This is a genomic window from Pseudomonas sp. USHLN015 (assembly GCF_037153275.1).
Lineage (GTDB): Bacteria > Pseudomonadota > Gammaproteobacteria > Pseudomonadales > Pseudomonadaceae > Metapseudomonas > Metapseudomonas tohonis.
Map to the genome: position 1 here is coordinate 346,832 of NZ_JBBCKP010000002.1, position 25,480 is coordinate 372,311.

General features: G+C 67.0%; 25 protein-coding genes. 11 read left to right on the forward strand and 14 right to left on the reverse strand.

Translation table 11 applies throughout. The features are described 5' to 3' along the window. The first annotated feature begins 108 nt into the window (after positions 1-108). Positions 109-501, forward strand: coding sequence for a hypothetical protein (locus WFQ67_RS04740; protein WP_173171864.1), 393 nt, complete (start codon positions 109-111; stop codon positions 499-501). Between the two features lie 61 nt (positions 502-562). Here WFQ67_RS04740 and WFQ67_RS04745 read toward each other — a convergent pair whose 3' ends face one another. Both WFQ67_RS04745 and WFQ67_RS04750 read right to left on the reverse strand, forming a co-directional pair. Further along, on the reverse strand, positions 563-760 hold the full coding sequence (locus tag WFQ67_RS04745) for a hypothetical protein (RefSeq protein ID WP_111261707.1): 198 nt from the start codon (positions 758-760) through the stop codon (positions 563-565). 167 nt (positions 761-927) lie between these two features. Further along, complete coding sequence (locus WFQ67_RS04750; protein WP_213625863.1) at positions 928-2,148, reverse strand: YihY family inner membrane protein; 1,221 nt, start codon at positions 2,146-2,148, stop codon at positions 928-930. 116 nt (positions 2,149-2,264) lie between these two features. Here WFQ67_RS04750 and arsC point away from each other — a divergent pair, with 116 nt between their 5' ends. Genes arsC through WFQ67_RS04765 form a run of 3 tightly spaced genes read left to right on the forward strand, consistent with a single transcriptional unit; the run spans position 2,265 to position 3,623 of the window. Beyond that, positions 2,265-2,618, forward strand: a complete 354-nt coding sequence (gene arsC, locus WFQ67_RS04755; protein ID WP_173171860.1) for an arsenate reductase (glutaredoxin) — start codon at positions 2,265-2,267, stop codon at positions 2,616-2,618. Then, positions 2,615-3,220 (forward strand): NAD(P)H:quinone oxidoreductase, encoded by a 606-nt coding sequence (gene wrbA, locus WFQ67_RS04760; RefSeq protein WP_213625864.1) that lies wholly within the window; start codon positions 2,615-2,617, stop codon positions 3,218-3,220. Before arsC ends, wrbA begins: the two co-directional genes overlap by 4 nt. Continuing rightward, positions 3,213-3,623, forward strand: a complete 411-nt coding sequence (locus tag WFQ67_RS04765; protein ID WP_173171858.1) for a DUF2069 domain-containing protein — start codon at positions 3,213-3,215, stop codon at positions 3,621-3,623. The genes wrbA and WFQ67_RS04765 overlap by 8 nt, the downstream gene beginning before the upstream one ends. Positions 3,624-3,662: 39 nt before the next feature. Here the strand turns inward: WFQ67_RS04765 and hda are convergent, their stop codons facing one another. From hda to WFQ67_RS04780, 3 genes are read right to left on the reverse strand one after another with little or no spacing between them, the layout of a single operon-like run. Then, positions 3,663-4,367 carry a DnaA regulatory inactivator Hda gene (hda, locus tag WFQ67_RS04770; protein ID WP_213625865.1) on the reverse strand — a complete coding sequence of 235 codons (705 nt, stop codon included), beginning with the start codon at positions 4,365-4,367 and terminating at the stop codon, positions 3,663-3,665. After that, positions 4,364-5,458: an AI-2E family transporter gene (locus WFQ67_RS04775; RefSeq protein ID WP_173171853.1), complete on the reverse strand. Its 1,095-nt coding sequence runs from the start codon at positions 5,456-5,458 to the stop codon at positions 4,364-4,366. Before WFQ67_RS04775 ends, hda begins: the two co-directional genes overlap by 4 nt. Positions 5,459-5,502: 44 nt before the next feature. Beyond that, positions 5,503-6,540: a DUF2066 domain-containing protein gene (locus WFQ67_RS04780; RefSeq protein ID WP_285961018.1), complete on the reverse strand. Its 1,038-nt coding sequence runs from the start codon at positions 6,538-6,540 to the stop codon at positions 5,503-5,505. A 241-nt stretch (positions 6,541-6,781) separates the two neighbouring features. Between WFQ67_RS04780 and purM the strand changes: the two genes are divergently transcribed. The 4 genes from purM (at position 6,782) to WFQ67_RS04800 (ending at position 9,623) form a co-directional block, all read left to right on the forward strand. After that, complete coding sequence (gene purM / locus WFQ67_RS04785; RefSeq protein ID WP_173171849.1) at positions 6,782-7,840, forward strand: phosphoribosylformylglycinamidine cyclo-ligase; 1,059 nt, start codon at positions 6,782-6,784, stop codon at positions 7,838-7,840. Then, positions 7,840-8,490, forward strand: coding sequence for a phosphoribosylglycinamide formyltransferase (purN, locus tag WFQ67_RS04790; RefSeq protein WP_173171847.1), 651 nt, complete (start codon positions 7,840-7,842; stop codon positions 8,488-8,490). Before purM ends, purN begins: the two co-directional genes overlap by 1 nt. Positions 8,491-8,502: 12 nt before the next feature. Continuing rightward, the gene (locus WFQ67_RS04795; protein WP_213625867.1) at positions 8,503-9,216 is read left to right on the forward strand and encodes a DUF3108 domain-containing protein; all 714 of its coding nucleotides are present in this window, start codon (positions 8,503-8,505) and stop codon (positions 9,214-9,216) included. Positions 9,217-9,350: 134 nt separating this feature from the next. Next, on the forward strand, positions 9,351-9,623 hold the full coding sequence (locus WFQ67_RS04800) for a Rho-binding antiterminator (protein WP_337056271.1): 273 nt from the start codon (positions 9,351-9,353) through the stop codon (positions 9,621-9,623). Positions 9,624-9,796: 173 nt separating this feature from the next. Here WFQ67_RS04800 and WFQ67_RS04805 read toward each other — a convergent pair whose 3' ends face one another. The 7 genes from WFQ67_RS04805 to WFQ67_RS04835 all read right to left on the reverse strand — a co-directional run bounded on the left by WFQ67_RS04805 (position 9,797) and on the right by WFQ67_RS04835 (position 18,682). Then, the gene (locus WFQ67_RS04805) at positions 9,797-10,336 is read right to left on the reverse strand and encodes a DUF2058 domain-containing protein (protein WP_111261719.1); all 540 of its coding nucleotides are present in this window, start codon (positions 10,334-10,336) and stop codon (positions 9,797-9,799) included. Positions 10,337-10,356: 20 nt separating this feature from the next. Continuing rightward, a complete protein-coding gene (gene mazG, locus WFQ67_RS04810; RefSeq protein ID WP_173171841.1) occupies positions 10,357-11,187 on the reverse strand; it encodes a nucleoside triphosphate pyrophosphohydrolase in 831 nt (276 codons plus the stop codon). 149 nt (positions 11,188-11,336) lie between these two features. Next, positions 11,337-13,586, reverse strand: a complete 2,250-nt coding sequence (gene relA, locus WFQ67_RS04815; protein WP_111261721.1) for a GTP diphosphokinase — start codon at positions 13,584-13,586, stop codon at positions 11,337-11,339. A gap of 83 nt (positions 13,587-13,669) precedes the next feature. Next, positions 13,670-15,025, reverse strand: coding sequence for a 23S rRNA (uracil(1939)-C(5))-methyltransferase RlmD (gene rlmD / locus WFQ67_RS04820; protein ID WP_213625868.1), 1,356 nt, complete (start codon positions 15,023-15,025; stop codon positions 13,670-13,672). Further along, positions 15,012-15,212, reverse strand: coding sequence for a hypothetical protein (locus tag WFQ67_RS04825; protein ID WP_337056272.1), 201 nt, complete (start codon positions 15,210-15,212; stop codon positions 15,012-15,014). The genes rlmD and WFQ67_RS04825 overlap by 14 nt, the downstream gene beginning before the upstream one ends. After that, a complete protein-coding gene (gene cysM, locus WFQ67_RS04830) occupies positions 15,209-16,111 on the reverse strand; it encodes a cysteine synthase CysM (protein ID WP_263150828.1) in 903 nt (300 codons plus the stop codon). The genes WFQ67_RS04825 and cysM overlap by 4 nt, the downstream gene beginning before the upstream one ends. Before the next feature lie 246 nt (positions 16,112-16,357). Further along, the gene (locus WFQ67_RS04835; RefSeq protein ID WP_213625871.1) at positions 16,358-18,682 is read right to left on the reverse strand and encodes a TonB-dependent receptor; all 2,325 of its coding nucleotides are present in this window, start codon (positions 18,680-18,682) and stop codon (positions 16,358-16,360) included. A gap of 207 nt (positions 18,683-18,889) precedes the next feature. Here WFQ67_RS04835 and WFQ67_RS04840 point away from each other — a divergent pair, with 207 nt between their 5' ends. Beyond that, the gene (locus WFQ67_RS04840; RefSeq protein ID WP_285961016.1) at positions 18,890-19,570 is read left to right on the forward strand and encodes a Fe2+-dependent dioxygenase; all 681 of its coding nucleotides are present in this window, start codon (positions 18,890-18,892) and stop codon (positions 19,568-19,570) included. A gap of 1 nt (position 19,571) precedes the next feature. Then, positions 19,572-20,390, forward strand: coding sequence for a tetratricopeptide repeat protein (locus tag WFQ67_RS04845; RefSeq protein WP_337056273.1), 819 nt, complete (start codon positions 19,572-19,574; stop codon positions 20,388-20,390). 75 nt (positions 20,391-20,465) lie between these two features. On the opposite strand, the gene WFQ67_RS04850 is transcribed toward WFQ67_RS04845, so the two are convergent. Then, positions 20,466-21,824, reverse strand: coding sequence for a sensor histidine kinase (locus WFQ67_RS04850; protein ID WP_337056274.1), 1,359 nt, complete (start codon positions 21,822-21,824; stop codon positions 20,466-20,468). Then, entirely contained in the window at positions 21,824-22,534 is a 711-nt protein-coding gene (locus WFQ67_RS04855; protein WP_337056275.1) for a response regulator transcription factor, read from the reverse strand. The genes WFQ67_RS04850 and WFQ67_RS04855 overlap by 1 nt, the downstream gene beginning before the upstream one ends. Before the next feature lie 160 nt (positions 22,535-22,694). Between WFQ67_RS04855 and WFQ67_RS04860 the strand changes: the two genes are divergently transcribed. Then, positions 22,695-25,454, forward strand: coding sequence for a response regulator (locus WFQ67_RS04860; RefSeq protein ID WP_213625876.1), 2,760 nt, complete (start codon positions 22,695-22,697; stop codon positions 25,452-25,454). Positions 25,455-25,480: the final 26 nt, after the last annotated feature.

Genomic DNA, 25,480 nt, shown 5'->3' on the forward strand with positions numbered 1-25,480 from the left:
GGTCACGCCGCCCATCGGCCAAGCGCACAGTTTCGTCCGCGTGCCCTCCTTATAATTCCCCGCACTAACCGTACGAACGTACCGCTATCAGCCTGGAAATATCGCCCAATGTCCCAGAACCAAGACAAGCTGATCGGCCCCGTGCCTTCCCGCATCGTCGAGGCGGCTCGCCTGATCGTCACCCCCTATGAAGGGCGGGTCGCCGAGTTCAACGTCGCCGCCTGGCTGCAACTGCCAGGCCTGGCCAACCTGCCGGTGTCGCTGCTGATCAACTACCGCGACGGCGAGATCCGCCGCGAAGTCTCGGTGGACCACGGCAAGGTCAACGCCCACGGCAAGATCCTGCTCTCGGGCATCGCCCGCATGACGGTCAAGCACAAGATCGAAGACATGCAGGTCCGCCTGAGATCGGCGGTGCCCGTCCAGGGCCTGCTGGTGGAGGAGCTCTTCGTCCAGGCCGTGGAGCAGGCCGGAGCCGACAGCCGCCAAGCCCTCGCCTGAACACGCCAGGCTGCAACGAAAAACCCCGCGCCTGTCGCGGGGTTTTTCATTGGCGTTCGGCTCAGGCGCGCGCAGCGCCGTTGCTTGGGGTGGGCGGCTCCTGGTCCTCGTCCCGACGGGCTTCGGGCACGGGGGTGGGCGGCACCAGGGATTCGGGCCATTGCGAGAACTGCAGGCCGGTGATCCGGTTCAGACGCTCGAGCGCCTCCTGCGGATCACGCTCATGAAGATGGACGACTTTGCCCTTGGCCTTGCTCATAGAACACATACTTCCTTGGCTAATCCCTGTCTGATAGCAGAGTGACAGCAGACTCTGCCTGTGATTGCCAGAAACGTGCCACATTCTGCCAGCAGCGCCTTCGGGCCCTGGCAGCGGCCCTGTCGCTGGGGAGCCGCTGGCAATGTGCCGCAAACTGCCTTTTTTTGTCACTCGGGCGCAGGGCGCAGCCAGCCGGCCAGGCTCCCGTCGAACAAGGCCTGTTGCTCCTGATGCAACCCCTCCAGCGCGGCCTTCAACGGTGGGTACCAGGCCTCGTCCAGATGCGCCGGCAGTTGCGATGGGCGCGGCAACGGCCAGGGGCAATGGCTGAGCAACTGGTGCAGGCTGTAGTGGTTCAGGTCACGCGACAGCACCCATGAGCCGCCTCCCACGCGGCAGGCCAGGTGCTGGCTTTCGAGCAGCTCCATCAGCTCCAGCCACTCATCCTCTGGCAGCAGCCAGCCGGCACGTTGCGCATCCAGGTGCCGCGTGGGCAGGCCTCGCTGCTGGCGGTCGTGCATGACCCGCAGCACGCCCATCAGCACCAGCAGGCGCGGCATCGCCTGGCGCCGCCAGTGGCGTGAGCTGGTGAGGTTGCATACCAGCTCCGCGCCGAACAGCACGATGAGCCAGGACACGTAAATCCACAGCAGGAACAGCGGCACCGTGGCGAAGGCACCGTAGATCAGCTGGTAGCCCGGGAAGAAGCTCACGTAGAGACCGAACAGCGCCTTCGCCGACTCGAACAGCAGCGCGGTGAAAGCGCCCCCGGTCAATGCATGGCGCAGCGGTACGCGGGCATTGGGCACCGCCGCGTAGAGCAGCGTGAACGCCGCCACGTTGAACAGCAGCGGCGTGAAGCCGAGGAGGATGCGGGTGCCGGCGATCTCGTTGAGGCTGGAAAGCATCGACAGCGAGGTGATGTAGGTGCTCACCGCGAACCCCGTCCCCAGCAGCAGTGGTCCCAGGCTGAGAATGGCCCAGTACAGGAGGAAGCTGGAAACCCCGCGCCGTGGCTGGCGCACCCGCCAGATGGTGTTGAAGGCCTTCTCGATGGTCACCAGCATGGTGAAGGCCGTCACCGCCAGCAGCGCCACGCCCACCCAGGTCAGGTGCCGCGCCTGCAGCGTGAAGCCCTGCAGGTATTCCTGCACCGCCTCGCCGGTCGATGGCACGAAGTTGTGGAAGATGAAGCGCTGGATCTGCTCGCCCATGCCCTGGAAGGCCGGGATCGCCGAGAGCATGGTGAAGGTCACCGTCATGATCGGCACCACGGCGAACAGGCTGGTGTAGGTCAGCGCTGCAGCGCTGTTGAAACCGTGGTCGCTGATGAAGCGATGCAACAGGAAGCGCCAGAACTCTTCCACGTCTTTGATGCGTTGGCGCATTCCATCTCCTTAATGCTGGGTGCCCTGTCCGCCGGCCGACTCGACACGCAAGGTTCAGGCCTGCGCCCGGACGCGGTTAGAATAGCCGCCTCCCACAAGGCCTTGCGACCCCCGCCATGACCGAAATGACGCTGTATCACAATCCCCGCTGCTCGAAATCCCGCGGCGCCCTGGAACTGCTCGAGGCGCGAGGCCTCTCGCCGCATATCGTGCGCTACCTGGAAACCCCGCCGAGCGTCAGCGAGATCGAGACCCTGCTGCGCCGCCTCGGCATCGGCGCCCGCCAGTTGCTGCGTACCGGCGAGGACGACTACAAGGCGCTCGGCCTGGATGACACCCAACTCGACGACGCCGCGCTGATCGCCGCCATGCATGCCCACCCCAAGCTGATCGAGCGCCCCATCCTGGTGGTCGGCGAGAAGGCCGTGATCGGTCGCCCGCCGGAGAAGGTCCTGGAGATCCTGCCTTGAGCACGCCCTACATCCTGGTTCTCTACTACAGCCGCCATGGCGCCACCGAACAGATGGCCCGGCAGATCGCCCGTGGCGTGGAGCTGGGCGGCATGGAGGCGCGCCTGCGCACCGTGCCCGCCGTCTCCAGCGAATGCGAGGCGGTGGCCAGCGACATCCCCGCCGACGGCCCGCTCTACGCCAGCCTCGACGACCTGAAGAACTGCGCCGGCCTCGCGCTCGGCAGCCCGACGCGCTTCGGCAACATGGCCGCGCCGATGAAGTATTTCCTCGACGGCACCAGCAGCCTCTGGCTCAGCGGCGAACTGGTCGGCAAGCCGGCCGGCGTCTTCACCTCCACCGCCAGCCTGCACGGCGGGCAGGAGACCACCCTGCTGTCCATGCTCCTGCCGCTGCTGCACCACGGCATGCTGGTCACCGGCCTGCCCTACAGTGAACCGGCCCTGCTATCCACCAGCGGCGGCGGCACCCCCTACGGCCCCAGCCACTACGCCGGTGCCGACGGCAAGCGCACCCTCGACGAACACGAAACCACCCTTTGCCGCGCCCTGGGCCAACGCCTGGCCACGACGGCGATCCGCCTGGAGAAGCCCCGTGGCTAAGAAACCCAAAGTGCTCCCCGAACTGGACTGGCTCGCCCCGCGCCTGGCCATCAGCCGAGCCCTCAGCCTCATCGCCTTCTTCGGCCTGGCCCTGCTGCTGGTGGTCTGGACCCTGGTGTACGCCGAACTCAACGGCGCCCGCCCCTGGGTGGTACTGAGCATCGAGCTGCTGCCACTGGCGCTGCTGGCGCCGGGCATGGTCCTCGGCAACGCCCGCGCGCATGCCTGGGCCTGCTTCGTGATCAACCTGTACTTCATCCAGGGCGTGCTGGCGGCCACCGACCCGAACCGCGCGCTGTTCGGCTGGCTGATGGGCGGGCTGAGCCTGCTGCTGTTCTGCGCCGCGCTGCTCTACACGCGCTGGCGCTTCCAGTACAACCGCAAGCTGGCCGGGGAAAACTGAGCAGGGACGCGAAGCGGCGCGGCCAGGGCCGCGCCGGGTTCACCAGCCCAGGGTTTCCTTGAGGAAGGGGATGGTGAGCTTGCGCTGGGCCTGCAGGGAGGCCTGATCGAGACGTTCGAGCAAGTCGAACAGGGCGCTCATGCTGCGCGAGCCGCGGGTGAGGATGAAGCGCCCGACCTCGTCGGTCAGGTGCAGGCCACGGCGCGAGGCACGCAGTTGCAGGGCGCGCAGCTTGTCCTCGTCGGACAGCGACTGCAGCTGGAAGATCAGCGCCAGGGTCAGGCGCGACTTCAGGTCGGGCAACTTCACCGCCAGCTCCCGCGGCGCGGTATTGGCCGCCAGCAGCAGCTTGCGACCCGAATCACGCAGGCGGTTGAACAGGTGGAACAGCGCCTCCTCCCAGTCCGTGCGCCCGGCGACCGCATCCAGATCATCGAGGCAGACCAGTTCGCACTGCTCCAGGTTGTCGAGGATCGCCGTCCCGTATGGCGCCAGCTCCGCCAGCGGCAGGTAGACCGCCTGCTCGCCCCGCTGCTCGAAGCGCAGGCAGGCCGCCTGCTGCAGGTGGCTGCGACCGACGCCCTCCCCGCCCCAGAGGTAGATCAGGCTTTCGGTCCAACCGGCATCGGCCTCGCAGAGGCGCTCGACATAGCCGAGTGCCGCGGCGTTGGCGCCGGGGTAGTAGTTGGCAAATGTCGCGTCGTCACGCAGGCGGATGCCGAGGGGAAGCTGAATGGGTTTCATGCCGAGTCGCTGGGTTCGTCGGAACCGCTGCCGGTCTCTCCGTAAAGTTGGGAAAGTTTATAGAAATCATGCGCATGGCGCAGCAAAACCATGATCACGGCGGCAACCGGCAGTGCCAGCAGCACACCGGTGAAACCGAACAGCTGGCCACCGGCGAGGATGGCGAAGATCACCGCCACCGGATGCAGGCCGATGCGATCGCCCACCAGCAGCGGGGTCAGCAGCATGCCCTCGAGCAACTGGCCGACGCCGAACACCACCGCGACGCCGATCAGCGGATACAGGTCGAAGCCGCTGAACTGGAACAGCGCGGCCGCCACGGCGGCGCCGAAGCCGACCACGAAGCCCATGTAGGGGACGATGCTGGCGAGCCCGGCGAGCAGACCGATCAGCAGCCCGAGATCGAGCCCGATGGCCATCAGGCCCACGGCGTAGATGGTCCCCAGCGCCAGCATCACCAGCAACTGGCCACGGATGAAGGCGCCGAGCACCTCGTGGCACTCACCGGCGAGCTTCACCACCAGCCCCTCGCGGGCACGCGGCAGGAGCCCGCGGAGCTTGGCGACCATCAGGTCCCAGTCGCGCAACAGGTAGAAGCCGACCACCGGGATCAACAGCAGGTTGCCGACCCAGCCCACCAGCGCCAGGCCCGAGGCGGTGGCGCTGGCCAGCAGCACGCCGACCACGTCGGTGGTCTGGCCCAGGTGGCCGCTGATCACTTCCTTGAGCTTGTCGAAACGCCAGAACCCCTGTGGTAGGCCCAGCTTGGCCTGCACCCAGGGCAGCGCGCTGTTCTGCAGCCAGTCGAGCATCTGCGGCGCCAGCTCGTAGAGGCGCACCAGCTGGCGGCCGAGCATGGGCACCAGCACCAGCAGCAGGGCCAGGAGGATCAGGCTGAACAGGGTGAATACCGCCACCACGCCCCAGGTGCGCGACAGTCCCAGGCGCTCGAGGCGATCCACCAGCGGATCGCCCAGGTACGCCAGGAGCATGCCGATCAGGAAGGGGGACAGGATCGGGTGCAGCAGGTACAGCAGCCAGCACAGGAGCAGGACGCCCCCCAGCCAGAGCCAGCGACGCGAATCGGTCATGGAGAAACCTCAGCCTTGAGTTGCGGGAGCGGCCGTCCGGGCCCTCACCAATGGAATCGCAATACCGGGTCGCGCGGCTGCACCTGCGGCGCCGCCCCCGGGGTGGCCGGAGCCTGGCCGGCATCCACCGGAGCGGCTTCGGGAGCGGACTCCTGCAGGCCGCTCAGGGCCAGCTGGGCACGCAGCTGTTCGCTGCTGGCGTTGATCTGGTAGCGCAGCAGGTCGCCCTCGACCTGCACCAGGCGGGCGCCGAAAGGTTCCAGCGCGCGGGACAGTTCGGCGTAGCGCGCGAGATCGGCGCCCTTCACTTCCAGGACCTGGCTCTGGCCGACACCCGCCGCCACGACGAAGCGCGGCGCCAGGCGCTGGCTCACGGCGAGCAGCACGGCGTCGGCGACGGCGGCCTGGTCGGCTCCCTCGACGTTGCCCTGGTCGCGGTTGTCGCCCAGCCACAGGTGCCACTGGGCCTTCCACTTGCCATCGGCCTCGCTGGCCAGCACGGCGAGCAGGGCGTCGGCGGAATAGCGCTCGGAGGCCGGACGCAGCGCCTCCGGGTCGGTCGCCACCAGGGTCTCGGGCGTGGCCACCAGCTGTTCGCTGAGATCCGCCAGCGGCAGGCGCAGGGGCAGGCCACGGTGCTGGGCGGCATCACGCAGCGGCTTGGCCGCCTCCTGGGCATCCCCCACCAGGCTCGCGCCGTCGCTGCCCTGGTTCAGCCACCAGGCGAGGATCGCCGGGCGATTGGCGCCCCACAGCGGAACGCCGGCCTGGCGCAGGGTGCGCTCGGTGGTCACCGGGTCGAAGTCCACCAGCAGGGACTGGCCCTCGTAGCCGAACTGGCTGATCAATTGCTGCGGATTCTTGCGCGCCTCGGCCAGGGCCGGGTTATCCAGCGCCTTGGCATCGCCCGCGAGGCGGATGACCAGGGTCTCCAGGGCGCGATTCAAAGCCTGGTCACGCTCGGCCGGCTGCTGCGAGGCGACAGGTTCGCGCACCTGGTAGAGGCCGCCGACCGTTTCGGCGAAGGCCGGCAGGCTGGACAACGGCAGGCAGACCATGAGCAGGCGGGCGATCAGGCGCATTGGGACTCTCGACATTCTGTTGGACGGCGGCTGGCCGCGAGTGAAGGGCTATACCTTAAACAGGCCCAACCTCACCGGCAACGGGCCGGATACCGGGCGAGCACTTATTTGAACGCTTTTCGCCAACACCGACCGCTGCCGATGGCCGCTGTGGGTCAAGCCTGATAAAATCGCGCGCCTTCGCAAACCGGCAGCCAGACTTGCCGGTCGATCCTCGAATTTCCCCTATAGGCCTGGATTTATGAGCAAGCAACCCTCCCTGAGCTACAAGGACGCTGGTGTGGACATCGACGCGGGCGAAGCCCTGGTCGAACGCATCAAAGGCGTGGCCAAGCGCACCGCGCGCCCTGAAGTGATGGGCGGCCTGGGTGGCTTCGGCGCCCTCTGCGAAATCCCGGCCGGCTACAAGCAGCCCGTGCTGGTCTCCGGCACCGACGGCGTCGGCACCAAGCTGCGCCTGGCGCTGAACCTGAACAAGCACGACAGCATCGGCCAGGACCTGGTCGCCATGTGCGTGAACGACCTGGTCGTCTGTGGCGCCGAGCCGCTGTTCTTCCTCGACTACTACGCCACCGGCAAGCTCAACGTCGACGTGGCCGCCACCGTGGTCACCGGCATCGGTGCCGGCTGCGAACTGGCCGGCTGCTCGCTGGTAGGCGGCGAGACCGCCGAGATGCCCGGCATGTACGAAGGCGAAGACTACGACCTGGCCGGCTTCTGCGTCGGCGTCGTGGAAAAGGCCGAGATCATCGATGGCTCCAAGGTTGCCACCGGTGACACCCTGATCGCCCTGCCCTCCTCCGGCCCGCACTCCAACGGCTACTCGCTGATCCGCAAGATCATCGAAGTCAGCGGTGCCGACATCGAGAACGTGCAGCTCGACGGCAAGCCCCTGGCCGACCTGCTGATGGCGCCGACCCGTATCTACGTGAAGCCGCTGCTCAAGCTGATCAAGGACACCGGCGCGGTGAAGGCCATGGCCCACATCACCGGCGGCGGCCTGACCGAGAACATCCCGCGCGTCCTGCCCGAAGGCGCCCAGGCGGTGATCGACGTCGCCAGCTGGACCCGCCCGGCCGTCTTCGACTGGCTGCAGGAGAAGGGCAACGTCGACGAGCGCGAGATGCACCGCGTTCTCAACTGCGGCGTCGGCATGGTCATCTGCATCGCCCCCGAGCAGGTCGAGGTGGCCCTGGAAACCCTGCGCGCCGCCGGCGAGCAGCCCTGGGTCATCGGCCAGATCGCCGCAGGCGCCGAAGGCAGCGAACGCGTCGTCCTGAACAACCTGAAAAGCCACTGATGTCCGACCGCTGTGATGTGGTGGTGCTGATCTCCGGTTCCGGCAGCAACCTCCAGGCCCTGATCGACAGCAGCTCCAACGCCGACAGCCCGGCACGCATCCGCGCGGTGATATCCAACCGCGCCGATGCCTACGGGCTGGAGCGCGCCCGCCAGGCGGGGATCGCCACCCGGGTGCTCGACCATACGCAGTACGCAGGCCGCGAAGCCTTCGATGCGGCGCTGGTCGAGGCCATCGACGCCTACGCACCACGCCTGGTGCTGCTGGCGGGCTTCATGCGCATCCTCACCCCCGGCTTCGTGCGCCACTACCAGGGGCGCCTGCTCAATATCCACCCGTCCCTGCTGCCCCTGCACAAGGGCCTGCACACCCACCAGCGTGCGCTGGAAGCCGGCGATGCGGAGCACGGCTGCAGCGTGCATTTCGTCACCGAGGAACTCGATGGAGGCCCTCTGGTCGTACAGGCGGTAATCCCGGTAGAGTCTGGCGATACGCCGGAAAGCCTGGCCAGACGGGTGCATGCCGAGGAACACCGTATCTACCCGCTGGCCATGCGCTGGTTCGCCGAAGGTCGCCTGCACCTGGGCGAGCAAGGCGCGCTACTGGATGGCCAAGCGCTGCCCCCCTGCGGGCAGCAACTGCGTAACTAGGAGATTTTGCCGATGCGTCGTGCCCTGTTGTTGCTCCTCGCCCTGTTCACCCTGCCGGTCACGGCGGCCGAGCTGAAGCCCTTCGAGGCCAGCTACACCGCCGACTGGAAGACGATGCCCATCAGCGGCACCGCCGGGCGCAGCCTGAAGAAACTGGACGATGGCCGCTGGCAGCTGGATTTCGAGGCCTCCATGCTGGTGGCCAGCCTCACCGAAACGAGCGTGTTCCGTCTGGAGAACAATGCCTTCCTGCCGCAGACCTACCGCTTCAACCGCAGCGGCCTGGGCAAGAGCAAGCAGATCGAGCTGGATTTCGACTGGGGCGAGAAGCAGGTGATCGGCAGCGATCGCGGCAATCAGGTGCGCGTACCGCTCAACCGTGGCCTGGTGGACAAGTCCACCTACCAGCTGGTGCTCCAGCACGACGTCGCCGCCGGCAAGAAGAGCATGAGCTACCAGGTGATCGACGGTGACGAGGTCGAGACCTACGACTTCCGCGTGCTCGGCGAGGAGAAGGTGGAAACCAAGGCCGGCACGGTCGACGCCATCAAGGTCGAGCGCGTGCGCGACCCCACCCAGAGCAACCGCAAGACCATGCTCTGGTTCGCCAAGGACTGGGGCTACCTGCTGGTGCGCCTGAACCAGGTGGAGAAGGACGGCAAGGAATACCAGATCATGCTCAAGGAAGGCACGGTCGACGGCCGCAAGGTCGAAGGCGCCCAGTAAGGCGCAAGCGACACCGAGAAGCCGGGCCGATGCCCGGCTTTTTCATGCCCTTACAAAGGTGGGCTGGCAGCGTGCCGGCGGGGGTATAGGATGATCGGAACCCTGGATCGAGACTCCCGCCCGAGGAGGCCGAGATGAGCCAATACCTGCCCCTGTCCTGCGAGCTCTACGACTTCATCGAGATCGCCTGCATGCACCGCTATCAGTTGCTGATCGAGCTGGACGACGGCGCCAGCCTCGAAGCCCGCGCGGTGAGTACCGAAACCACGCCGGCAAAGGAAGAGTTCTTCATCGTCCAGGGCGAAGCCGGTCGCGAGCGCCTGCGCCTGGACCACATCGCCGCCATCACCCCGCTGACCGAAGGCGCGAGCTTCGGCCGGGTACTGCTGGGCAACCAGATCTGCTGATGATCCACCTCCCTGGCTGTAGTCGGGTTACAGGCCATGGATCCCTGTAGGTCGGATGCAACCCGACAAGCAGCGAACACCGGGCCCCGCGAGCTTCATCCGCCCTACTGCCGACTCCAGGCACCCATGAAAAAGCCGGGCATCGCCCGGCTTCCTTCATACCCGTCCCGCACTCACCACATCAGGTCGTCCGGCACCTTGTAGGCGGCGTAGGGATCGTCCGCATCCGCTTCCTCGGTGGGGGTGTTGAGCAGCAGGATGCGGCGCGGATCGCGCTCCTGGATACGCAGCGCCGCGTCACGCGGGATGATCTCGTAGCCGCCGCCGTGCTGGACGATGGCCAGGGAGCCACGGCTCAGCTTGTCGCGGACCATGTCGTTGACGGCGATGCGCTTGACCTTCTTGTCGTCGACGAAGTTGTAGTAGTCCTCGGTGGTCAGCTTGGGCAGGCGCGAACTCTCGATGAGCTGCTTGATCTGCGCCGACCGGGCCTTCTGCTCGGCCTTCTCCTGCTGCTGGCGGTTCAGCTCCTGGTCCCGGGCGACTTTCTCGGCCTGGGCCTTGAGAGCGGCCTGGCGCTGGGAATCGTCCTTCTCGACCTGGTTCTTCTTCTCCAGGCGCTGCTGCTTCTGCTGTTGCTTGCCGGCCTGCTTGACCTGCTTTTCATTGACCAGCCCGGCTTTCAGCAGTTGGTCACGGAGGGAAAGGCTCATGGGTAATTCAGTCTCTCTGCTTAGCAGCCAAGGGCGGCTTTTTCCTGTTTCTTGGCTTCGCCCCACAGGGCATCCAGTTCGTCCAGGGTGCAATCTTCGATGGGACGACCCGCTTCGCGCAATGCCTGTTCGATGAATCGGAAGCGCCGCTCGAATTTACCGTTGGCCGAGCGCAGGGCGGTTTCCGGGTCCACCTTCAGATGGCGCGCCAGGTTGACCACCACGAACAGCAGGTCGCCGATCTCATCGGCCACGGCGGCAGGGTCGTTGTCGGCCATCGCCTCCAGCACCTCGTCCAGCTCCTCGCGCACCTTGTCCACCACCGGCAGCGCCTCGGGCCAGTCGAAACCGACCTGGGCGGCGCGCTTCTGCAGCTTGGCGGCGCGGCTCAGGGCGGGCAGCACGGCGGGTACGTCATCCAGCAGGGACAGCTGCTCGGGTGCTGCGGCCTTCTCGGCGCGCTCCTCGGCCTTGATCGCCTCCCAGCGCTGCTTGATGGCAGCCTCTTCCAGGCGTGCCATGTCCGGCGCGCCGTACAGGTCGCCATCGGGGAACACGTGAGGGTGGCGACGTACCAGCTTGCGGGTGATGGCATCGACGACGGTGGCGAACTCGAAGCGGCCCTCCTCCCGCGCCAGCTGGCTGTAGTAGACGACCTGGAACAGCAGGTCGCCCAGCTCGCCCGGCAGTTGCTCGAAATCGCCCCGCTCGATGGCATCGGCCACCTCGTAGGCTTCCTCGATGGTGTGCGGGACGATGGTCGCGTAATCCTGCTTCAGGTCCCAGGGGCAGCCGTACTGCGGGTCACGCAGCCGGGCCATCAGGTGCAGCAGGTCATTGAGTTGGTACATGACAAAATCCTGTGAATGGCCACGCTGACGCCCTGAGCGTCGCGAGCGAAGGGCTGGCTAGGCGGAATGGGGCCGGAAAAGCGGAGTTGGCTAGTGCCAATGAGCATTTTCCGGTCCCATTCCAACAACGCCAGACCGAGCGCAGCAGCTCAGGCGGCGCGGTTACGGCGGGCTTCGATGATATTGGGTAGCTGCGAGATACGCGCCAGCAGACGCCCCAGCGCATCCAGCCCAGGGATCTCGATGGTCAGCAGCATGGAGGCGGTGTTGTCCTCCTTGTTCGAGCGGGTGTTCACCGCCAGCACGTTGATGCGCTCGTTGAGCAGCACCTGGGAAACGTCGCGCAGCAGGCCGGACCGGTCGTACGCCTTGATGACGATATCCACCGGGTAGGTCTGCACCGGCACCGGGCCCCAACTGACCTGGATCATCCGCTCCGGCTCGCGACCCGCCAGTTGCAGCGCCGAGGCGCAGTCCTGGCGGTGGATGCTGACGCCGCGACCGAGAGTGATGTAGCCGACGATCGGATCACCCGGCAGCGGCTGGCAGCAGCCGGCCATCTGGGTGAGCAGGTTGCCGACGCCCTGGATCTGCACATCGCCACGCTTGCCCGGCTTGTGCTGCCCGGCGACGCGACGGGGGATCAGCTCCAGCTGTTCGCTGCTGCCACGCTCCGGCTCCACCAGTTGCTGCGCACAATTGACCACATGGGCCAGGCGCAGGTCTCCGGCGCCCAGGGCGGCATGCATGTCCTCGGCGGTCCGCAGGTTGCACTTCTCGGCGAGCTTCTCGAAATCCACCGGCGGCAGCGCCAGGCGCGCCAGCTCGCGCTCGAGCATGGCCTTGCCGGCGGCGACGTTCTGGTCTCGCGCCTGCAGCTTGAACCAGTGGACGATCTTCGCCCGCGCCCGCGAGGTGGTGATATAGCCCAGGTTGGGGTTGAGCCAGTCACGGCTGGGCGAACCCTGCTTGCCGGTGATGATCTCCACCTGCTCGCCGGTCTGCAGGCTGTAGTTCAGCGGCACGATGCGGCCGTTGATCTTGGCGCCCCGGCAGTTGTGGCCGATCTCGGTGTGTACGCGGTAGGCGAAGTCCAGCGGTGTCGCGCCCTTGGGCAGGTCGATGGCGTGGCCATCGGGGGTGAAGACGTAGACGCGGTCGGGCTCGATATCCACCCGCAGCTGTTCGGCCAGCCCGCCGATGTCGCCCAGTTCCTCGTGCCACTCCAGCACTTGGCGCAGCCAGGAGATCTTCTCTTCGTAGTGGTTGGAGCTGGACTTGACGTCGGTGCCCTTGTAGCGCCAGTGGGCGCAGACGCCCAGCTCGGCTTCCTCGTGCATGGCGTGGGTGCGGATCTGCACCTCCAGCACCTTGCCGTCCGGGCCGATCACCGCCGTGTGCAGGGAGCGGTAGCCGTTCTCCTTGGGGTTGGCGATGTAGTCGTCGAATTCCTTGGGGATGTGCCGCCACAGGGTGTGCACGATGCCGAGCGCGGTGTAGCAGTCGCGCACCTCCGGCACCAGCACGCGCACGGCGCGCACGTCGTAGATCTGGCTGAACTGCAGGCCCTTGCGCTGCATCTTCCGCCAGATGGAATAAATGTGCTTGGCGCGACCGCTGATGTCGGACTTGATGCCCGTGGCGGCCAGTTCCTCGCGCAGCTGGTTCATCACATCGGCGATGTACTGCTCGCGATCCAGGCGGCGCTCATGCAGCAGCTTGGCGATCTGCTTGTACTGGTCAGGCTCCAGGTAGCGGAAAGACAGGTCCTCCAGCTCCCACTTGATATGGCCGATGCCCAGGCGATGGGCCAGGGGCGCGTAGATGTCGAAGACCTCGCGGGCGACGCGGTGGCGCTTCTCGTCGTCGGCGTTCTTGACCTCGCGGATGGCGCAGGTCCGTTCGGCCAGCTTGATCAGCGCGACGCGCACGTCGTCGACCATGGCCACCAGCATCTTGCGCAGGTTCTCCACCTGCGCCTGGGTGCCCAGCACCAGGGAATGACGCGGGTTGAGGCTGGCGCTGATCGCGGCCATGCGCAGCACGCCCTCAATGAGCTTGGCCACCACCGGGCCGAAGCGCTGGTTGACGTCGGCGAGCTGGATCTTGCCCTCGCGCACGCCGCGGTAGATGACTGCCGCCACCAGGGACTCCTGGTCCAGCTTGAGGTCGGCGAGGATCTCGGCGATCTCCAGGCCGGTCTGGAAACTGGAGGTGCCCTCGGCCCAGAGGTTCTGCGCGGCGTTGGCCTGCTGCTCGGAGTCCCGGGCGAATTCGCAGGCCTGTTTCAGCACCTCGCGGTCCAACACCGGATCGAGACTGAGGACATGGTCCAGCCACGCCTCGAGGTTGATACTGCCGTCGGTGTTGACCGGCTGTTGCGCTCTGACCTGTACCATCTTGCCTTACCTTCCCTACGACGTACGCCCGTCACGCCGAATGTTCGCCAGCCTCTCTGGGCCAGTCGGATTACGCGAGCATCCTAGCCCGCCTCGAATAACGCCATGGCCTCGACATGGGCCGTCTGCGGAAACATGTCGAGGATGCCGGCTCTCCTGAGCCGATAACCCTGCCGGACCAGCTCGGCACTGTCGCGTGCCAGCGTCGCCGGGTTGCAGGACACATACACCACGCGTTTCGCGCCGAGCCCGCCCAGGTGGCGGGCGACCTCGAAAGCGCCGTCGCGCGGCGGGTCCAGCAGCACTGCATCGAACCCCTGCCGGGCCCACCGGGCCTCGGCCAGCGGCTTCGACAAGTCGGCCTGGAAAAAGTGCGCATTCTCCAGACCATTGATTACCGCATTGCCACGGGCGCGTTCGACCATGGCGTCCACACCTTCCACCGCCACCACCTCGCGCACCTGGCGCGCCAGCGGCAGGGCGAAATTACCGAGCCCGCAGAACAGGTCCAGCACCCGCTCGGACGCCTGCGGTGCCAACCAGTCTAGCGCCTGGGCGACCATCGCCTCGTTGACCGGCGCATTGACCTGGACGAAATCACCCGGCCGGTATTCCAGTTCCAGGCCCCACTGTTCCAAACGGTAACCCAGGCGCATGGCCGGGTCGTCCGCGTGCGGCTCGCCCGCACCGTGCAACCACAGCTGGGCCTGGTGTTCGGCGCAGAAATGCCGCAGGCGCTGCAGGTCCGCCTCACCCAGTGGCTGGATGTGGCGCAGCAGCAGCGACGAGGCATTGCCGTGAAAGAGCTCGACATGACCGAGGGCTTGCGGCCTTTCCAGGCTGCGCAGCAGTTGCGGTAACGCACGGACGATCGACTGCAAGGGCTGTACCAGCACGAGGCAGTCATCGATGCCGATGATGGTCTGGCTGGCGGCGGCGCGGAAGCCGACGTCCAGGCGCGCGGCCTTGGCGTCCCAGCGCACGGCGATGCGGGCGCGGCGGCGGTAGGCGAACTCCGGCCCCACCAGCGGTGCGGCCCAAGCCTCGGGCTCGAGCCCGGCGACGCGCGACAACTGCTCGGCCAGCGTGCGCTGTTTCAGGGCGAGCTGCTCGGCATGGGGCAGGTGCTGCAGGGTGCAGCCGCCGCACTGGCCGGCATGGGCACAGGGCTCGGCACGCCGCAGCGGGCTGGCCACCAGCACCTTCTCCGCGCGTGCCTCGACGATCTGGGCGCGGGCGCCGAGTACACGGGCCTCGACCTGCTCGTCCGCCAGCGCACCGGAAACGAACCAGGTACGCCCTTCGACGAAGGCGATGCCACGGCCGTCGTTGGCCAGGCGCTCGATGGACAGGCGCTGCTTCTTGCCGGTCGGCACCTGCTGCGTCGAGCGCGTGCCGCCACTGGGCTGGAAGCGCAGGCCGCCGCTACGCTTGGCCATGTTTCACATCCTTGGGCAGATACCAGGAGCGCTGCAGCAGGGCCGACGGCGCATAGCGGGAAACGGACGCAGCGGCGCCCAGGGCGAGGCCCCGGCTGGTGCCACACACGGGGTGCAGGTGAATGCGATAGGCGCGCAGCGAGTAGCGGCCTGCACAGCCATCGGGACGGGGAATGACGAGTTTCACGGGATCGGGTCGTACACGCCGGTGGACAGGTAGCGGTCGCCGCGATCGCAGATGATCGCCACCATCACCGCGTTCTCCACCTCGAGGGACAGGCGCAGCATGGCCGCCACCGAGCCGCCGGAGGACACGCCACAGAAGATGCCTTCCTCGCGGGCCAGTCGGCGCATGGTCTGCTCCGCCTCGACCTGGGCCATGTCGACGACGCGATCGACGCGGTCGGCCTGGTAGATCTTCGGCAGGTATTGCTCGGGCCAGCGACGGATGCCGGGGATGGCCGAGCCTTCCTGGGGCTGCAGGCCGACGATCTGGATAGCGGGGTTCTGCTCCTTGAGGTAGCGCGAGGTGCCCATGATGGTGCCGGTGGTGCCCATCGAGCTGATGAAGTGGGTGATGGTGCCCTGGGTCTGGCGCCAGATCTCGGGGCCCGTGCCGACGTAGTGGGCCTCGGGGTTGTCGCCATTGGCGAACTGGTCCAGCACCTTGCCGCGGCCTTCGGCCTGCATGCGCTCGGCCAGGTCGCGGGCGCCCTCCATGCCCTCCTCCTTGCTGACGATGATCAGCTCGGCGCCATAGGCGGTCATCGCCGCCTTGCGCTCGGCACTCATGTTGTCCGGCATGATCAGGACCATCTTGTAGCCCTTGATCGCCGCCGCCATGGCCAGCGCGATGCCGGTGTTGCCCGAGGTCGCCTCGATCAGGGTGTCACCGGGCTGGATGGCACCGCGCAGTTCGGCGCGGGTGATCATCGACAGGGCCGGGCGGTCCTTCACGGAACCGGCGGGGTTGTTGCCTTCGAGCTTGACCAGGAGGGTGTTGCTGGTGGCTCCGCCCAGGCGCTGCAGGCGCACCAGCGGAGTGTTGCCGATGCAGTCGGCGATGGTTGGGTACTGCAGGGTCATGGCAGGGGTTCGCAATCCAGACGCAGGGGGTGCACATGATACCGGCAAACCGGCGATGGCCATATCGCGGGAAGGTGTCGCGTTATGCCATGAGGCTATATGCATGGAACCGACGGCTATTGCAGGGCCGGTCCGGCCCGCGTCGCGACCCCGTCCCTCCTTATATAGGTACGCGAGAACGACGAAGCCCCGGCAGCGATCGCGACCGGGGCTCCGTGGCCTGGCGGGGCGGCAGGGCCGTGCCGATCAGAAGTGGAAGTTGGTGCTGAGCAACGCCGTACGACCCGCCGCCTGGTTGGCGAAGTGGGTGGTGAAGGCCTTGTCGTAGTAGGTCTCGTCGGTGAGGTTCTGCACGTTCAGCTGCAGGTCGACGTTCTTGGTCAGCTGGTAGGCCGCCATCGCGTCGTAGCGCCAGTAGGACGGGACGTACACGGAGTTGTTGTTGTCGCCGAACACATCATCCACGTAGAAGGCACCGGCGCCGAGGGTCAGCTTCGGCAGTACCTGGTAGGTGGTCCACAGGCTGAAGCTGTTCTTCGGCGTATTGGGCATCTCGTTGCCCTTGGCCGCGTTGACGGTGCTGGTCACCAGGCCCGTACGGTTGCCCACGGCACCCGGGTCGACCAGCTCACTGTCCAGGTAGCTGTAGCCGGCGAACACCTGCCATTTGTCGGTGATCTTGCCGCTGGCGGTCACCTCGAGGCCGTCGACGCGGGTCTTGCCGGCGTTCTCGTAGGTGTAGTTGCTCACCAGGACGCGGGTGTTTTCCTTCTCGGTGCGGAAGATCGCGGCGGTCAGCGACAGGCGCTCATCGAGCAGGTCCCACTTGGTGCCCAGCTCGTAGTTGGTGGTCTCTTCCGGCTCCAGGTCGCTGACGATACTGGTCGGCGTGCCCACGGACGTCGGCAGGGCGTTGCCTTCCGTGCCCTCGCCCAGCATGGAGCCCGGCGGCGTCGCGGACGTGGCGTAGGAGGCATAGATGCTGCCGTTGCTGGCCGGCTTCCATACCAGGCCCACCTGGTAGTTGACGAACTCGGCGGTATCGGACGCCTTGAAGGTGGTGGCGCCAGCGGCGGACTTGGTCCTGGACTCGGTCTGGAAGTTGTCGTAGCGCAGGCCCAGGTTGAGGATCCACTGCGGGTCCAGCTCGATGCTGTCGAAGGCGTAGAGCGCACGGGTATCGCCGGTGGTGACGGTGGCGGCGTAGTTGCGCGCGACGCTGCCGGCCCAGGGGTCGTCCGGGTTGGGATTGCCCAGCGAGGTGCAGTTGTAGCCGGTGCCGGCACCCGTGGTCGGGCAGTTCAGGTTGCCGGTCCCCACCGAGTTGGCGACCGTGTAGGAAGAGCGATCGGACTCCTCGCGGGACAGCTCGATGCCCGTGGAGAAACTGTGCTTGAGCCCGGCCAGCTGGAAATCGCCGAACAGGTCGGTCTGGTTGGTGGTGGTGGCGGTGTTGCTCACACGGCTGTTGGCGCGGCGCCAGACGGTGCCATTGATCACGTTGCCCTTGCTGTCGTCCGGCTGGGTCAGGATGTAATCCTGCATGCTGTTGCCGTGGCGCAGGGTGTTCTTGAGGGTCAGCGAATCGGTCAGGTCGTGCTCGATGGCGATGGTCGCGATGTCCGCCCGGGTCTTGCGGAAGTCGCGGCTGGTCAGGCCATAGAAGTTGCTGCTGTCGCCGCCGTCGACGGGTTTGTCCGGGCTGCCCGCGGTGTGGGTGGTGCCCACCGAGTAGCCGTAGGGGATGCCCGAGTCCGGCAGGTCGTCGCTTTCCATGTGATAGAAGTCGAGGTTCACGCGGGTGTCGGTGCCGAGGCCGAAGGCCAGCGACGGGGCCACGCCCCAGCGGTCGTAGTTGACCTTGTCGCGACCGGCGACATTGCTCTCGTGGCTCATCAGGTTGAGGCGGAACGCGGCGGTGTCGAGGAACTGCTGGTTGATGTCGGCGGTGTAGCGCTGGGTCTGGTCGGAACCCCAGGTGAAGCCACCGTCGATGGAATCACCGAGGTGCGCCTTCTTGGTCACCAGGTTGAGGCTGCCACCGGCCGAGCCACGGCCACCGAAGGAAGAGTTCGGCCCCTTGCTCACCTCGATGGACTCGATGGCGAAGATCTCGCGGGTCTGCGAACCGGTGTCGCGCACGCCATCGAGGTAGGTATCGGACTGGGCGTCGAAGCCGCGGATGAAGGGACGATCGCCCTGGGGGTTGCCGCCCTCGCCCGCCCCCATGGTGATACCGGGCACGGTGCGCAACGCGTCCTGCAGGCTCAGCGCGCCGGTGTCCTTGATCACCTGCTGCGGAACCACGGTCACGGAGCGCGGCGTGTCCACCAGCGGCGCGGTGTACTTCTGCGAGGCGGAGCGCTGGACCTGGTAGTCCTCGCCCCCGATCTGCTCACCGACCACCGAGGTGGCATCGAGCGAGATCACGCCGTCCTGTTCGCCGTCCTTCTTCTCCGCTTGCGCGGCATGGGCAACCGGCGCCAGGGAGGCGGCCGAGAGGGCAACGCCGATGGCGGATGCCAGCAGGCGCTGGGCAGAAGCGGTGGATTCGAGTGACTGACGCGACATCGTTTTCCCTCCCCAGGGATCTCAGAGGCCGCGGAATCTATTTCAAAACGTTTACACTATCAATTGCCACACATTCTCATTTGCATCTTTTTTACAAACTTTACACTCGTCCGCGCAGGCCGTCGGCAGGCCCGGCAAATCCCCTTGCCAGCAACAAATGTAAATCACTAACATTTGCGCTTTTTTCCCATCCGGAGGCCCCAGACCATGCTCCTGCGCATACCCGGTGTATTCACGCCCGAAGAGGCCGCCCGCATCCGCGAAGCGCTGGAACAGGCCGACTGGGCGGATGGCCGCGTCACCGCCGGGCACCAGTCGGCGAAGGCCAAGCACAACGAGCAACTGGTGGAAGGCCATCCCCTGGCGAAGGAAATCAGCGCGGCGATGCTGCAGCGCCTGTGGACCCACCCGCTGTTCGTCTCCGCCGTGCTGCCGCTGAAGGTCTTCCCGCCCCTGTTCAACCGCTACACGGGCGGTGGCACCTTCGACTACCACATCGACAACGCCATCCGCCGCATCCAGGGCAGCCCCGAGCAGGTCCGCACCGACGTCTCCGCCACGCTGTTCTTCAGCGAACCGGATAGCTACGACGGCGGCGAACTGGTGATCCAGGACACCTACGGCACCCAGCGCGTGAAGTTCGCCGCCGGAGACCTGGTCATCTACCCCTCCACCAGCCTGCACAAGGTGGAGCCCGTGACCCGGGGCGCACGCATCGCCTCGTTCTTCTGGACCCAGAGCATGGTCCGCGACGACGGCCAGCGCACCCTGCTCTACGAGATGGACCAGGCGATCCAGAGCCTGACCCGCGACGTACCCGAACACCCCGCGCTGATCCAGCTCACCGGCACCTACCACAACCTGCTGCGGCGCTGGGCGGACACCTGAAATGCACGTCACCCTCAGGCGCACCGAAACCCTCAGCGTTGAAGAATTGCGCGAGCGGCTGGCCAGCGACCCTCGCCAGGCCGCACGGATCATCCTCGGTGCCGCCCGCGACGGCATGACCGATGCGCAGACGCTGCTGGGGCAGATCCTCCTCGATGGCAAGGGCATCGAGAAAGACCCGGCCCTGGCCCGCGCCTGGTTCCGCATCGCCGCCGACAACGGCGACGCCATGGCGCGCAACATGCTCGGCCGCTGCCTGGAGCACGGCTGGGGCGGTGACGTCGACCTGGTGGAAGCCGCCAACCAGTACCGGCAGGCCATCGCCAGTGGGCTCGACTGGGCCCTGTACAACTACGCGGGCCTTCTGGCCACCGGACGCGGAGTCGAGCTCGACCAGGCGGCCGCCTTCGCCCTCTACCTGCAGGCGGCCGAAGCCGGGCACGCCAAGTCGATGAACCTGGTGGGGCGCTATTTCGAAGAGGGCATCGCCGTGCCACGCGATGCCGGAATCGCCCTGGACTGGTACCGGCGCTCGGCCGAGGCCGGCGACTTCCGCGGCCAGTTCAGCTATGCCGCGGTACTGGCGGCCCAGGGGCGGATCGACGAGGCCCTGGACTGGCTGCGACGCTCGCTGGCCGCCGGCAATCTCAACTTCCTCCGCACCAGCCGTGCCAGCCTGGCCCAGGCCAGCGACCCGCGCATACGGGCCCTGGCCGGCGACTTCCACCAGCGCGCGAGCGAACTCGGCGACGACAGCGACCATCAGGCCCAGCAGCGTTTCCTGGCCCAGGACGGCGACGGTATGAATATTCTCAACTAGCTCGGCCGTCCGCCCTTTCAGGGAGACATTCGGATGACCGCCAGGAAGCCTCGGGGCCCGAGTCCTATGGCGTTCTTAGCCCGAACCCGAGGCGCCGCCCGGCCAGGCTTGCAGGCGCATGTGCAAGCCCAGCCCCGGATCCAGGTTGCACGCCCACAGTCGGCCGCCCTGAAGTTCGATGGCGCTGCGGGCGATGCTCAGCCCCAGGCCGAAACCGCCATCGCCGGGCCGCGCCTCGTCGAGCCGGGAGAAGGGTTCGAAGATCAGCTCCAGGTGTTCTTCCGCCACCCCAGGCCCCTGGTCGTGGAGGCATAGCAGCCAGTGCTCGCCCTCCTGGTGGCCGGACAGCGTGACCAGCCCGCCCGCAGGTGAATGGCGGATGGCATTGCGCAGCATGTTCTCCAGGGCCTGTGCCAGGCTGTTGAGGTGGGCCTTGACCACGCACCGCTCGTCCAGCTCGAAACGCAGTTGCTCCCGGGGCCATCCCGTCTCGAAACAGGCGTCTTCCGTGAGCACGTCCCAGAGTGGCCGCAACGGCACCGCCTCCTGGGGGAAATGCGGGCGCTCGGAATCCATCCAGGCCAGCTCCAGGGTGTTTTCCACCAGTTGCTGCATCACGCCGATCTCGCGCTCCAGGCGCTGGCGCAGCGCCGGCAGGTCGTCCTCGCGCTCGCTGGCCGCACGCAGGCGGCTGAGCGGGGTTCGCAGTTCGTGAGAGAGGTCGCTGAGCAGCCGGCGCTGGTAGACCACGGTGCCTTGCAGGCGATCGGCCATGTGATCGAAGGCCCGGCCCAGCTCTCCGAGCTCGTCCCGTCGCGAAACGAAGGGTTCGCCCAGACGCGCGCCGAGGTCGTCCGCCTTCAGCGAATTGGCCTGTTCGCGCAGGCGCGCCAGCGGGGCGATGAACAGCCGGTAGAGCAGCATGCACAGCAGCAGGGCGAGCAGCCCGGGCACCACCTTCTGGGCGATGAAGAACAACAGCGGCCGTGGGCCCCAGGGGCTGAAGCGTTGCGGCAGGAGCATCACCAGCTGCCCGTCCTGGCCCTCGAAGGGAATGCTCAGCGTGCGGGGTTCCGGCGTCTGCCGCCCCATCGGCCACTCCAGTTGCCGCATGAAGCCCAGGCGACGGCGCTGCTCCTCGCTGACCGGGCGGCTGCCCAGGGGGAACAGGTGCTGGTCGAGCACCAGCACCCAGCTGCCCTCGCGGCGCTCCAGGTCGACCTGGAAGGCATCGACGCCGGCCCGTCCTCCTTCACGCCAGGCCTGCTCGGCCTCACGGGCGTAGCCGCGCAGGGTCGTGCGCGCCGTGTCGGACAGGTAGGAGGTGCGTTCGCCGATGAGCTGACCGAACGACAGCGTCAGGGCGATCATCACCAGGCAGAAGCCGACGAGGATGATCGCCAGCTTCCAGAACAGCGAATGGCGACCGGGCATCAGCCTTTCCCGCTGGTGAGCACGTAGCCCTTGCCCCAGACGGTCTCCAGCCGCCACTCGGCATAGCCGAGCCGCGCCAGTTTGCGACGGATGTGGCTGACGTGCATGTCCAGGCTGCGGTCGTGCTGCGAGTAGGCGCGGTGCAGCACGTGCTGGTAGAGGAACGCCTTGCTCTGCGCCTCCTCCATGTGCCGCGAGAAGGTGACCAGCAGGCGGTACTCGGTGGGCGTGAGTTCGGCCCAGCGCCCGCGATAGCTGATATCCGAGCGCCCTTCGTCGAACTTCAGCTCCAGCGCATCGCTGGGCGGTTCCGGTTCACGCCGTTCGTAGGCTACGCGACGCAGCACGGCATCCACCCGCACCTGCATCTCCGCCATGCTGAAGGGCTTGGGCAGGTAGTCGTCCGCCCCCTGGCTGAAGCCGGCGATGCGGTCCTGCTCGGCGCCCAGCGCGGACATCAGGATCACCGGCACGCGGCGGCGGCGGCGCAGCTCGGCGAGCACCTCCAGGCCGCTGCGCCCGGGCAGCAGGATGTCCATGAGGATCAGGTCGAAATCCTCGGCGCAGGCCAGGCCCAGGGCCTCTTCGCCGTCCCGCCGCAAGGTCACGTCGAACCCCCGGCGACCGAGGTGATCGCAGAGATGGGAGGCCAGGACGGGGTCGTCCTCGATGGCGAGGATGCGGGCGCTCGGGGGGCTACTGACGTTCATGGAATCACCAGCAAATGCGAATTATTCGTTAATAGAGTCGCATTCTGGCAAATCGCCGCCTGGATTCCCATATCACCGCCTGGATTCCCGCCTATAAGCGGGAGGATTCCGACCGGCCGAATCGCTACACTTCCGGCATTCACTGACCGAAGGAACGAGCGTGTACAAGGATCTAGGCATCAAGGGCCGCGTTCTGCTGCTCACCCTGCTGCCCACCAGCCTGCTGGCCCTGGTGCTGGGCGGCTACTTCATCTGGGCGCAGCTTTCCGACATGCAGGCGCAGCTGCTGCAGCGCGGCCAGATGATCGCCGAGCAACTGGCCCCCCTGGCGGCGCCGGCCCTGGTCCGTGGCGACGCGGTGCTGCTGGAGCGCATCGCCGACCACGCGCTGGACCAGCCCGACGTGCGCGCCGTGAGCTTCCTCAGCCTGGAACGCGCACGCCTCGCCCACGCCGGGCCGAGCATGCTCAACGGCACGCCCGACAGCGACGGCAGCCACCTCAGCCTGACCAGCAACACCGATGCAACGCGCTTCATGCAGCCGGTGTTCGAACGCCACCGCGTGCTTTCCGGCGACACCGCCAAGCTGGGCGACGACCAGCTGCTGGGCTGGGTCGAGCTGGAGATGTCGCACCACGGCACGCTGCTCAAGGGCTATCGCAGCCTGTTCGCCAGCCTGCTGCTGATCACCGCCGGCCTCGCCGTCACCGCGCTGCTCGCCCTGCGCATGAGCCACCAGATCAACGAGCCGCTGCGGCGCATCAAGCAGGGCGTCGCGCTGCTCAAGGAAGGTCGCCTGGAAACCCGCCTGCCGCAGCTCGGCAACCACGAGATGGACGAGCTGGCCGGGGGCATCAACCGCATGGCCGAGGCGCTGCAGAGCGCCCAGGAAGAACTGCAGCACAACATCGACCAGGCCACCGAGGACGTCCGCCAGAACCTGGAGACCATCGAGATCCAGAACATCGAGCTGGACCTGGCGCGCAAGGAGGCCCTGGAGGCGAGCCGGATCAAGTCCGAGTTCCTCGCCAACATGAGCCACGAGATCCGCACCCCGCTCAACGGCATCCTCGGCTTCACCAACCTGCTGCAGAAGAGCGAGCTGTCGCCGCGCCAGCAGGACTACCTGTCGACCATCGAGAAGTCCGCCGACAACCTGCTGGGGATCATCAACGAGATCCTCGACTTCTCGAAGATCGAGGCCGGCAAGCTGGTGCTGGAGAACATCCCCTTCAACCTGCGCGACCTGATCCAGGACACCCTGACCATCCTCGCCCCCGCCGCCCACGAGAAGCGCCTGGAACTGGTCAGCCTGGTCTACCGCGACACCCCGCTGCAGCTGGTGGGCGACCCCCTGCGCCTCAAGCAGGTGCTGACCAACCTGGTGAGCAACGCCATCAAGTTCACCCGCGAGGGCACCATCGCCGTGCGCGCGATGCTCGAGGACGACAGCGATGCCGACCTGGTGCAACTGCGCATCAGCGTGCAGGACACCGGCATCGGCCTTTCCGACGAGGACCTGCGCGCCCTGTTCCAGGCCTTCAGCCAGGCCGACAACTCGTTGTCGCGCCAGGCCGGCGGCACCGGCCTGGGGCTGGTCATCTCCAAGCGCCTGATCGAGCAGATGGGCGGCGAGATAGGCGTGGCCAGCACCCCGGGCGAAGGCTCCGAGTTCTGGATCAGCGTCAGCCTGCCCAAGGCCCGCGACGACGCCGACGACCTGCCCAAGGCCCTGCTCGCCGGGCGCTACGCCGCAGTGTTCGAGCCCCAGGAACTGGCCCGCCAGGCGCTGCACCACCAGCTCGAGGACTGCGGCCTGGAGGTGCAGGACTACCCGAGCCTGGAGGCCTTGCTGGAGGCGGTCGAGACCCAGCGCAACGGCACCCGCGCCATCGGCTTCGCGGTTATGGGCGTGACCGCCCGCGACCTGCCGCCGGATCGCCTCAGCCAGTACATCTGGGAACTGGACCAGCTGGGCTGCAAGAGCCTGGTGCTTTGCCCCACCACCGAGCAGGCGCTGTATCACCAGGTGCTGCCCGACTCGCACAACCAGTTGCAGGCCAAGCCGGCGTGCACGCGCAAGCTGCACCGTGCCCTCACCGGCCTGGTCAGTCCGCGCCAGCAGCCGCGCCTGGAGGCACCGCAGCCACAGAGCACGCGCGCGCCGAAGATCCTCTGCGTCGACGACAACCCGGCCAACCTGCTGCTGGTCGAGACCCTGCTCGGCGACATGGGCGCCCAGGTGACCGCGGTGGACAGTGGCTATGCCGCCGTCGAGGCCGCGCAGCAGCACAACTTCGACCTGATCCTCATGGACGTGCAAATGCCCGGCATGGACGGGCGCCAGGCCACCGAGGAAATCCGCCGCCTGGAAGCCGGCAGCGAATTGAGCCCGGTGCCCATCGTCGCCCTCACCGCCCACGCCCTGGCCAACGAGAAACGCGCCCTGTTGCAAGGCGGCATGGACGACTACCTGACCAAGCCCATCGGCGAGCGCCAACTGGCCCAGGTGGTGCTCAAGTGGACCGGCCTGGTCCTGCACAGCCCGGCCCCCGAGCGAGGCGCCGAGCACCCGGCCAACGAGGATGAACCGAGCGTGCTGGACCCGGAGGAAGGCCTGCGCCTGGCCGCCGGCAAGGCCGATCTCGCCGCCGACATGCTGGCGATGCTGCTGGCCTCCCTCGCAGCGGACCGCCAGGCCATCCGCCAGGCGCTGGACAGCGACGACCACGCGACCCTGCTGGAGCGCGTCCACCGCCTGCACGGCGCCACCCGCTATTGCGGCGTGCCACAGTTGCGCGCGGCCTGCCAGCGCAGCGAAACCCTGCTCAAGAAGAACGACCCGGCCTATCGCCAGGCGCTCGACGAGCTCGACGTGGCCATCGTCCGCCTGGCCGGGGAAACGCGGGTGAACGCTTGAACTGACCTGATGCAGGGCGCCTCTTC